Source organism: Dyadobacter sp. SRI_021 (assembly GCF_057586235.1).
The window spans coordinates 1-10,525 of record NZ_JBYCZM010000027.1 but is presented as its reverse complement, the minus strand read 5'-3'; the positions used below and the strand labels follow the sequence as shown (position 1 = coordinate 10,525).

Here is a 10,525-nt window from a genome sequence, read left to right as displayed (position 1 = left end):
ATCCTGGACACATTCTCGCACTGTTCATTGTGATACTGATAGTGGCGGCTTACTATCTGTTTGCAAAGAAGCCGGGAAACAACCGGTCGCGGTTTTTTGAAAACTTTTTTCTTTCATTCAGCTTCTTCCTTTCGCTGCTTCCAACTGTAAACGAAACATTTACTCGTGTTCCGGTGGGACATCCGCTGGCAAACGGGCCTCAGGACCCATTGATTGCAAAAACCCTTCTCATACTTCTTGTGCTCTTTATCGCAGGCTCGATTTTGCAATTCAGGAAGCAGCGAAGAATGAACAGGTTGTACTAAGGAGCTTGAAAAGGATTATGCGGCAGAGAAATGCCAGGTGGTCCACCGTAGTTGGCTGACCGATCTGGCTTTCGACAACTTTCTTGATCTGCAATTGCTGCTTGTCACGGGTCAGTATCTCAATTGCGTGAAACCTTTCTGGATCGGACTGAAATAGATAAAGCAACAGCTCTTTAATTCGAAGTAACCGGATTTCCGCCAGTAAAGTCCCGCCATTGCTGAGTATCATCTGCAATGAATTGCTTGATGAAACTATCTTGCCTGAAAATCAAAAATGACTATTTGTGGGACTTCGGAGTAGAGCAAAAACGGGGCGTCCAGTAATATGTATGAAAACGGTTTGGTAAGGGGCCAACGAAAACCCCTAACTTCCTTCTTTCCTGAGTAACGAAACGCATTTGTTTATCGATATCGACAAGTAAATGCTGAAAGGCGGCTCAACATGGTTCATCATCTGATTCTCTTCACGTCTGTTCAAGACGCGCCATCAATAGATGAAACGCACAGACCTTATAAATTTTAAAAAATGGATCATTCACTCCTGAGCGAGTTAACTAGGTCGAGTAATGCGGTAGCAATGGTTTTCATACCGATTGACACTAGCACCATCAGTAGCATTGTCAGCGCCGGGCCGAAGAAGAGGTACGGTGTAAGCGATGCCCGCGTCACATAATGATCGAGCCACGTACTGGCCTGGAAGTATGTACCGGCAGGCTAATGGCGATAGCTACGATGATAAGTTCAAAATACTCCTGAACAATCAGACCACCAGATTACCAGTCGTTGTGCTGATTACCTTCCTGATCACTATTTCAGTCGTCCGTTTGGAACCCGCGAATTTCGCTACCTTAAATAATCCCAGACAGGTAATCACAACCGCGATATTGATTAGGAAGCCAAAAACCTCGACTATCGCCCGACCAAGCGCGGAGAACCATTGATGCCTCTTTTGAGCCAGATGAACGAATGGGGAGAGGAAAATCGCCCATTTATTAAGAGGGGCATCTTAACCCGAACAATGGCACTGGATTAACCGATGGGTTTCTGGTACGAATTGGCGAAATGTACCTGCCTCATCAACTTTTGTCCATTCTCTCCCACATTTCAGCCTGCCAATTTTGCATTCAGTTTAAGGGAAACGGCGCGGTGCCGCTCCCCTCATTTCAACTCAATGCATAATGAAAAGACAACAGAACCGCACATTAGGTGCATTCGAAAAAACGTTTTGGCTGCTGGATCAGATTGATTCAAAAGACTTCTGCCTGGCCGCCGACATCTGTGGAACACAACCCGTTGAAAAGTGGCGGAAAGCCATTGACATGGCTCAGCAACGCCATCCAAACCTTTCTGTAAAGGTGGTGCTCGACGAGTTGGGGAGACCAAGCTTACAACATGCAGACAATCTGCACATTCCGCTCCGTGTGGTGCATGCAGAGCAGAACTATCGCTGGGAACAGGAAGTTGAAAAGGAGCTTTCCATCAGGTTCAATACAGCCGAAGGCCCATTGCTACGGGTTGTTTTGGTTCAAAAGATAGACCGCACCATCCTGATCCTGACTGCAAACCATACCGTGGCCGATGGCACATCATTGAGCTATTTGACCCGGGATATATTGCTTGCCGTTACCGGAAAAAAGCTGGAATTAATGCAGCCGCAAGTGTCTAACGATGAAACCCTCGGCCTTGGGGAAGATGTGCCTGCCCAGGTTGTTGAGAAGGTCCTCGAGCTGAAAATGAAGACCGATGTGGTTAACCCATTGGTTTCGTCGCACCGCATTGCTGAAACCACAACCCACAACCTTCTTGAACGCGCACGGCAGGAAAATACGAGCGTTCATGGTGGCATTTGTGCGGCCGTGCTAATCGCTTCAAGAAAACTGCGTCCGGAATGGGACGAGACTAGAATGGAGCTGGTTTCGCCTGTTTGCACCAGGGCAGCGCTTGATCTGGACGATAACTTTGGGCTGAACATTACTACGCAGTCCGTGTTCTTTGAAAACCAGCGTCATTTATCCTTCTGGGATCTGGCAAGGTTGGCGAAGGCCGGGCTCGGCGGGACCGGTTCTGTGGAATATACAACCGGCTATCTTTCGTTTTTCCGCGATCTGGTTTTCGGTCACAATGATATGCAGCAAATGCTGGATGCATTGAAACAGGCATTTAACCACCACATTATGGTTACTAACCTTGTGCGGGTGAGATACAAAACTGAGTTCGGGCCATTGAAGCTTGAAGCCTTGTATGGTCCGATGGTTCGGTCTGGAAAGGGAATGGAGCAGACAATCGGCGCATTGACAACCAATGGTTCCCTTGGCCTGACCAATACCAGCGATACGCCGATTCCTGGCCTGCTTGATGAAATGGAGCGAATCCTGGAAAAGGCTTGTCAGGAAAATGTGGTTACGAAGACAGTATGTTCTTTTCGATAAGCTTCCGCAAGCGCTGCTCATTCTGATCGCCCCACGCGCCGATCGCACCGATGACCGGGATCAATGATTTCCCGAAATCGGTAAGATAATATTCTACTTTGGGCGGAACGACAGGGTAAATGATTTTCCCAACCAGCTCGTGGTTCTCGAGCTCTTTTAATTGTACATTCAATACCCGGCGGGATGCATCCGGAATTTTCCGTTGCAGCTCGCTGGGGCGTTGGAAGCCCTGGTGAATGAACCACAAAAGCCTGATTTTCCATTTGCCATATAGCACTTCACCGATCAGGTCGAGCCCGCAATTCAGGTTGGGCATTGTCTTTCTTTCGTACATTCTGCAAATATAAACATATGCCTTTGGCGGTTCAATAGGGATAAGTTTATCCCTATCTGAATCGTAAGTCCGTACTTGTCAGCAGGTAGCATAGTGCTGAAATTTGTCCTAAACAAAACCAGCAAGGACATGGATTTCAATTTCGAAAACGAACTAAAAGACAAAATTGCGCTTGTAACCGGGGGATCAAAAGGCACCGGAAAAGCCATTGCAGACCGCCTTTTAAAAGCGGGCGCAACGGTAACCATTACCGCAAGAAACAATCCCGAAGACCATGGAAACGGCATTCATTTTATATCGGCGGATTTAAGCAAACCCGAAGGCACCCAAAAAGTGGTGGAAGAGATTCAGAAACGATTCGGTCGCCTGGATATTCTGGTCAATAACCTGGGCGGATCGGAAACGCCGGGCGGCGGCTTTGCGGTGCTCACCGACCAGCATTGGGAAGAATCCTTTCAAAACAATCTGCTGGCGCCCGTGCGACTGGACCGCGGCTTCCTGCCCGGCATGATCGAGCAGCGCGGAGGTGTGATCATTCACATAGCGTCCATTCAGGCGAAGCTGCCTTTGTACGATTCCACATTGCCTTATGCGGCAGCGAAAGCTGCCTTGGTCAATTACAGCAAGAGCTTGTCGAATGAAGTCACCCCGAAGGGCGTACGCGTGCTCACCGTTTCGCCGGGCTGGATCATGACGAGCTCGTCAACCCGAATGCTGAAACGCATTGCCGAAAGTTCAGGCGTCACGATGGAGGAGGCTGAAAAAAGCGTCATCGATGCATTGGGCGGCATTCCGTTTGGCAGAGCAGCCTGGCCGGAGGAAATTGCTGAGTTGGTCGGTTTCCTGGTCTCGCCAAGAGCAGGCTATCTCACCGGGACCGAATACATCATCGACGGCGGCACAGTCCGCACGATTTAAGCTAGCATTGACCATTTTACTCCATTCTCATTTTTCCAATACCAAAATCATTTGTTTAACAACATAAACCATTCATAGTCATGAAACTTCCTGAAAACATAGCAGGCTTTATCAAAGCACAAAATCAAGCAGACAGCGCAGCATTTGCCAGTTATTTCACAGAACACGCAACCGTTTTCGACGAAGGCTCGTCCTACACCGGTAGAGAGGAAATCAAACATTGGATACACAAGGCGACGGAAAAGTATAATATGCAAGTGACGCCCATTGATTTCACGCAAAACGGCACAAAAGGAACGCTTTCAGTGGAAACAAGCGGCACGTTTCCGGGCAGCCCGGCAGTGATGCAATACCACCTTGCTATGGAAAATGGATTGATTAGTTCGTTGAAAATTACAGGGTAACAGCCTGTTACATTAGTTTGCGGGATTGTTTAGCAAAAGTTTGGACCTTGGCGAAGCAATCCTGCGAACATTTTACTTTAATTTAAAAAATGATCAGAAAATTGCGGTTCACATCGACAGTTGCAGGTTTAGTACTGCTGTGTTTCTCAACATCCACGTTTGCGCAAAAGGCAGATGTCGTGAACAATGCGGAACCTGCTCAACGGGTCAAAATTGCCCCTGAAAGTGTCTTTAAAATGTTCCGCGACGCCGGGATGAAGCCAGTTAACCACACGCTGACGTCGGCAGAAAAAGAAAAAGTGAGCAATGCGTTTGCCTTGTTGCCACCGCTCCACCAGCGGATTTTGAAACAACATTTGCTCAGCATCAGCTTTATGGATAATATGCCCAACACCGCATTGACCTCGCCGGTTGATCCGGTCGGCGGGATTAAAATGTTTAACATCACTTTTCGAGGCGGCTTATTGAATGAAAATGTTTCAGAATGGGCGACGTGGAAAGAGAATACTTGCTTCACGCCCACTGCGGATTCGAATTACCAGGTGCGCGTGGAAGGCGGCAAATTGGACGCGATCATTTATGTGCTCCTGCACGAGGCCACGCACATTGTCGATGTGGTAACCGGGATTACCCCGCATCCAGAAGATGCAGATGCAGTGGTGGAGCCGACAGCGTTCACAAAAGATGTCTGGCGATTGATGAATAAGCCCACCGAACCATACATTGATTCATTGCTTGAACATACTCGGTTCCGGAGCGGGCAGCCAATTTCGATCAGCTTCGCGCCGGATGTTTATGCGAAGCTTTCGAAAACGCCTTTTCCTTCCTTGTATGCAATGGCTGCGTGGTCTGAGGATGCCGCCGAGCTGGTCACAATCTATCACATGACCACCCGATTAAAGCAACCGTTTTATGTGGTTGTTACCAAAAATAATGTGGAAAAGGCCCGGTTTGAACCCATGAAAAATCCGCTGGTCAAAAGGCGATTGGGGCAGTTAGCGGCTTTCTACCAGCCATAATTTCATCTTACGGGAAAAATGTACAAGGAGCTTGGACTTTTATCCATTCTTCTGCGCGGTTTAACCTGCCACCTTTGTAATGTCAAAACACAATGACAATCTACTAATGGTTAGCAGATTAACTCAAAACTCAAACTTACTACTCGGATGAAAACTATTGCCTTGACTATCGCATTCCTTTTCACTTTTATCCAAAGCCAATCCCTTTTTGCACAAACACGTAAGCCCGCAGCATTTGGAAGAGAAGAATACATTGAAGTCGAAAAAAATGTAAAACTGCACGTGATCGACCTGGGCGAAGGTCAGCCCGTCGTACTCATCCACGGATGGCCGCTGAACAACGAGATGTATGAATATCAATACCAGTATCTGGTTGAAAAAGGGTTCAGGGTCATCGGCATTTCCCTCCGCGGTTTCGGAAAATCGGACAGACCTTACGGAAAATACGACTTCGATACTTTCTCCGACGACATTAAGGTGGTTTTGGAAAAACTGAAAATCGAGAACGCAACATTAGGCGGATTTTCAATGGGAAGCGCGGTAACATTGCACTATATAACCAAATATAATGGGGCACATATCAAAAAGTTAGCCGTGTTCGGCGCAACCGGTCCATCATGGAAGCAACGCGAAGGCCATCCTTACGGCATCACTGAGCAAGGTGCTATCGATCTGATCAAACAGACCAAAACAAACCGGGAACAATTGGTAGCAGGATTTGGAAAAGCATTCGAAGGCCAGGAAGGCGGACTTTCACCGGAATCGATCAAATGGTTAGAAAGCATCAACCTGAATGCATCACCTTACGCTACTACTCAGGCTATCAGCGCATTGGGTGATCTTGACTTACGCCCTGTGCTTGGAAAAATCAAAATGCCGGTTGCGATATTCCACGGTGTAAATGACAAATTGTGTGATTACGCTCAGGCTGAACAGCTTAACAAAGCCATCAAAGGATCTTACATTGTAAAATTTGAAAAAGGCGGACACGGGTTGTTTTTGGAAGAAATGGATAAATTCAACTCCGAGCTTGAAAAGTTTGCCAGAAACTAATTAAAACAAATTGTCCCTGTGAAGCGAATGATCGCTTCACGGGTTTTTCTCTATTTTGAGACAAAAAGTCCCAAGCCATTTCACAAGCGTATATAGCCATGAGTACAACCGTTTTCAATAACAATTTAAAAACGCTGGGACTGCTGCAAGTAAGCAAGGAGCAAACGGAGATCATCAACGGACCAGCCTATAAAGAATTCATCAAGATCCTATATCTGCCCGCTGGCTACAAGCTTAGGGTTGATTTTGCGTGTTACCATACCCAGCAGCCTACATTGTTTTTTATCAGCCCAAACCAATATCTTGAACTGGAAATCGCTGGTGAGCAAAGTGGTTATTTCATTTTTTACAACCGCGATTTTTACTGCATTCAGATTCACGATCAGGAAGTTGCCTGTGATGGTTTACTTTTCAACAACATCAGGAACATGCCCAAAGTAGAGCTCTTGGAAAATGAAATCGCTTTTCTCGGAGGCTTGTTTAAGGAAATGATCGGGGAATTTCAGTTGAATGACAGCTCGCTGGAAGAAATGATGCGGACTTACCTTAAACAACTCCTCATCCGCGCGACGCGCTCCTGGAAACGGCAACATTTGACCCATGACGTAACTGACCAGCAAAGCGATCTGGAATTTTTCCGCAAATTCACCAGGCTTGTAGAGGAGCATTATAAATCCAAACACACCGTCGCAGATTACGCTGATTTTCTTTGCATGGCGCCCAAAACGATCACGCATAAGTTCAACCGATTACGGTTACCACAACCTAATGAGGTGATTAAAAATCGAATTATCCTGGAAGCGAAACGCTTGTTAGTCCATACTTCGCTAACAGCAAAAGAGATTGCTTACGAACTCGGGTATAGTGACCCAGCATATTTTAGTAGGCTGTTTCAGACAAAAACGGGTGAATCCCCATCAAGTTTTCGGGCAAACTTTTAGGCTTGAAACTGCTTTGAAAACAGTTATTGGAATCGATGTGTCGCATGCGTAACTTATTCAGTGGTCTACGGAATTGCTTACATGTCGGCAGTCTGATGAACATCGCGACACGTCACAAGCAGTCTATACTAGCTTATGCTTTCTGTGTAGGTATTTCGGGCGAAAGAGTGTCCAAAGCTATTAAATGAAAATGACGGCGAATCATCCAAAGCAAGTTAGATTTGTCTAGCAATCGAAATTGGGATATGGAGATCAAAATCGTATCGACGAAATCTATCCTTTTATTATATTTGCTTAGACGTAAAGAATCTAGAAATCCATTAAAGCAAGCTAAAAGAATCGGTTACCGTTTCGATTACCTATTTTGATTGGAATTACAAGTAATTGATATACAAGCGTTTTCAAGATTCAAATTGTTCCCAGCGGGACAACTGATAGCGCTTCATATAGCGCTTTTTTCATTCATAACAGTCGCTGTTGTGATTTCGTAAAAAGATTTACGTATAGTTTTGACTCAATTCAGGTCAAAATATCTGGTAACCTTTTCGGTAACCTGGCTTACGTGAACTAGTTTGGTTAGCGCTTAGAAAAGGGAACTCAATACTGTTTCTGAGCGATATAGGTCAACATTTCTTTTCGGCATTCATTGCGCACCATACATATGGTGGGCGACCCTGCATTTAACTTAATCGCGCGGCTGGTCATACTCCCCTGGGTCATTGTCTCTTATATTTGTTGCTTAGGCAGTATAGCCTGAGCACGGCTTGATTCTCAACCATAGCAATTAATTATCTGGAAATCATGACAAATCAAGAGGCCATAGAACTAATCGATGGCGGAGCCAATGGTGAGCATGCGCAATACTGGTTAGATTTGGGTTGTGGGACGGGGACTTTCACCGAAGCCCTGGCGACGATGCTGCCAGCGTACAGCGAGATTACGGGCGTGGACAAAAACACCCAACAGCTTCCGCCACAAATGAGCAACCAGGTTTCGATCAAATTCATCGAGGCCGATTTTGAAAAAGAGGCGTTGGAGGTGGCGAGATTAGACGGGATCCTGATGGCGAACTCCCTTCATTTCATCAGGGATAAAGAATCCTTAATCCGGCGTCTGGAAAACCATTTTATTAAAGGTAGAAGGTTTTTGATTGTCGAGTATGACACAACAGCATCCAATCCCTGGGTGCCATATCCCATTGGCTTCAAAGGTCTAAAAAGCCTTTTCGACCGTGTCGGGACTTATACGATATCAAAACTTGGGGAACGCAGGTCGTTGTATGGTTCCGCGATGCTCTATGGTGCGCTAGTTACATCCCCGGTCCAGTCAATAAGCTGATACCAAATCTGTCGATTGACATTTATCAACGCAATTCCGTGATTTAGGTCAAAGGCCGCTTTATCAGACACCGCTAGTTTTGCATCGTACAAAACATAAGCAACATGGAAAATGCAGCACAACTTTTGGAAGACAGCCTCTTAGTTATTTGGAATGATAGAAACGCGGAACGTAGGTTGCAGGCCATGCAAAACGTTTACGCTGAGGATATTCACTTTTACGAATCTGATCACGGTCCGGCGATTGTCGGGTACCAGCAAATCAACGAAGTCATCTCCAATTTACAGGCGCAATGGCCAACAGAATTCCAATTTGAAATCACCCGGCCCGCAACCGCAAACCATCAGGTGCTGTCGAAGACTAATAAAGTAAGCTACCTGTGTCGATTATTTGACGCCAGCAGGACTGCCTACTACCGATACAGGCGTGGGGAAAGTCATAACGCGGACAAGAAATACAACCGGCCAAAGCACGAAGTCCGAATCGAATTTATCCGTAACATGAAACGTTACGGGAGTCGACGAATTAAGGAATCTTTGAAGCAAAAAGGTATCCGAATCGGTCGCCGAAAGGTTGTTGAAATCATGCGAAAAGAGGGCCTGAGAGCGATCCAGCCTCCCAGATTCATCCCAAGGACTACTGACAGTAAGCACGGCAAACGGGTTTGCGATAATCTGCTGCTCAATCAGCCAAAGCCAGATCACCCCGATGCTGTATGGGTGTCGGATATCACTTACATGCCATTAGAGACCGGAAAATGGGCGTATTTGTGCATCTGGATGGATCTTTTCTCCCGCCAGATCGTCGGTTGGAAGATTGAGGAGCATATGCAGGAAAACCTTGTGAGAGAGCCTTTGGAGAAAGCGCTGTTGAGACGAGGAGTTAAACCAGGGCTAATAAATCATCGCTCCGGCGACCCGGTCTGACCGGGGAGGCCAATATCTGTCACGCAGAATGAAATTGCTCGTGGAAACTTTCAAGCTGAGACAAAGTATGTCCCGTGCTGACGATCCCTATGACAACGCATGCGCAGTGTCTCTATGGAGTCGATTAAAGGCTGAATTGGAAATCCCGAAAGGAGGTTACAGTAACTTGGTGGATTTGCGATCAGTACTGTTTGACAGCGGCGGCGGATCGCTACATCGACGGCTATTACAGTACGAGGCGGTTACATTCTTCTTTAAACTACCGTAACCCCGCAGCTTTCGAGGCTGATTACTATCGAAAAACTGGTTGAAAAAGAGAACTAAAATTAATTACTAACCAGCAAGAAGTGTAAACCAAAACGGAACCACGTCATACCTGCTTGGGGACACTTACACTATCTTGCGATAAATCAGTCCGTAAATGTTAGAAAAAAGAATCAAGGTTATGTAAGCTTTCCCGAATCGGGAAAGCTTACAATTATACCAGAAGTTATTAGAATTTGAGATCTTAAAGGTGCCGCTGGGAATCAGCTTCATCCATAGATAATTTTTGTCACTCGTTGATCGCCCAATACTTTTATACAATAGTCCCGTTTGACAATTGGGCGCCAAATCGTGAGATGTGAGCCTTTCTCGTATAGCTGCGGATGAACCCATCCGTCTTATACGAGAAAGATTTAGCATTCTCAAACTTTCGGTGCAACAGTGCAGTAGGAAGAGGATGGACGGTATATTCGTTGTATTGAAATTGCCTAGTAGGACCTATGCCAAGAATGGCATAGGCACTGGTACGTAGGTAGCTGGGTAGAGAGTATTTGAATCTTACGGAGGCGGAGTACCGCCGGGGCACGTATTGTA

10 protein-coding genes are annotated in these 10,525 nt (G+C 46.2%); 9 read left to right on the top strand and 1 reads right to left on the bottom strand.

All coding sequences use genetic code 11. The features are described from left to right. On the top strand, positions 1 to 305 hold a 305-nt coding region (locus tag AC2YIT_RS31935; protein WP_487281903.1), incomplete at its 5' end, for a hypothetical protein. A gap of 1,178 nt (positions 306 to 1,483) precedes the next feature. After that, positions 1,484 to 2,734 carry a condensation domain-containing protein gene (locus AC2YIT_RS31930; protein ID WP_487281902.1) on the top strand — a complete coding sequence of 417 codons (1,251 nt, stop codon included), beginning with the start codon at positions 1,484 to 1,486 and terminating at the stop codon, positions 2,732 to 2,734. Here AC2YIT_RS31930 and AC2YIT_RS31925 read toward each other — a convergent pair. Beyond that, positions 2,706 to 3,068, bottom strand: coding sequence for a winged helix-turn-helix transcriptional regulator (locus AC2YIT_RS31925; RefSeq protein ID WP_487281901.1), 363 nt, complete (start codon positions 3,066 to 3,068; stop codon positions 2,706 to 2,708). The genes AC2YIT_RS31930 and AC2YIT_RS31925 overlap by 29 nt on opposite strands. Positions 3,069 to 3,197: 129 nt before the next feature. Between AC2YIT_RS31925 and AC2YIT_RS31920 the strand changes: the two genes are divergently transcribed. From AC2YIT_RS31920 to AC2YIT_RS31890, 7 genes are all read left to right on the top strand, one after another. Continuing rightward, complete coding sequence (locus AC2YIT_RS31920) at positions 3,198 to 3,986, top strand: SDR family oxidoreductase (RefSeq protein ID WP_487281900.1); 789 nt, start codon at positions 3,198 to 3,200, stop codon at positions 3,984 to 3,986. Between the two features lie 80 nt (positions 3,987 to 4,066). Then, the gene (locus tag AC2YIT_RS31915; protein ID WP_487281899.1) at positions 4,067 to 4,390 is read left to right on the top strand and encodes a nuclear transport factor 2 family protein; all 324 of its coding nucleotides are present in this window, start codon (positions 4,067 to 4,069) and stop codon (positions 4,388 to 4,390) included. A gap of 89 nt (positions 4,391 to 4,479) precedes the next feature. Beyond that, positions 4,480 to 5,409 (top strand): hypothetical protein, encoded by a 930-nt coding sequence (locus AC2YIT_RS31910; RefSeq protein WP_487281898.1) that lies wholly within the window; start codon positions 4,480 to 4,482, stop codon positions 5,407 to 5,409. A gap of 147 nt (positions 5,410 to 5,556) precedes the next feature. Next, the gene (locus AC2YIT_RS31905; protein WP_487281897.1) at positions 5,557 to 6,462 is read left to right on the top strand and encodes an alpha/beta fold hydrolase; all 906 of its coding nucleotides are present in this window, start codon (positions 5,557 to 5,559) and stop codon (positions 6,460 to 6,462) included. Between the two features lie 98 nt (positions 6,463 to 6,560). Continuing rightward, positions 6,561 to 7,403 (top strand): helix-turn-helix domain-containing protein, encoded by an 843-nt coding sequence (locus AC2YIT_RS31900; protein WP_487281896.1) that lies wholly within the window; start codon positions 6,561 to 6,563, stop codon positions 7,401 to 7,403. 801 nt (positions 7,404 to 8,204) lie between these two features. Next, positions 8,205 to 8,741: a class I SAM-dependent methyltransferase gene (locus AC2YIT_RS31895; protein ID WP_487281895.1), complete on the top strand. Its 537-nt coding sequence runs from the start codon at positions 8,205 to 8,207 to the stop codon at positions 8,739 to 8,741. Positions 8,742 to 8,845: 104 nt separating this feature from the next. After that, positions 8,846 to 9,667 (top strand): DDE-type integrase/transposase/recombinase, encoded by an 822-nt coding sequence (locus AC2YIT_RS31890; protein WP_487281894.1) that lies wholly within the window; start codon positions 8,846 to 8,848, stop codon positions 9,665 to 9,667. Positions 9,668 to 10,525: the final 858 nt, after the last annotated feature.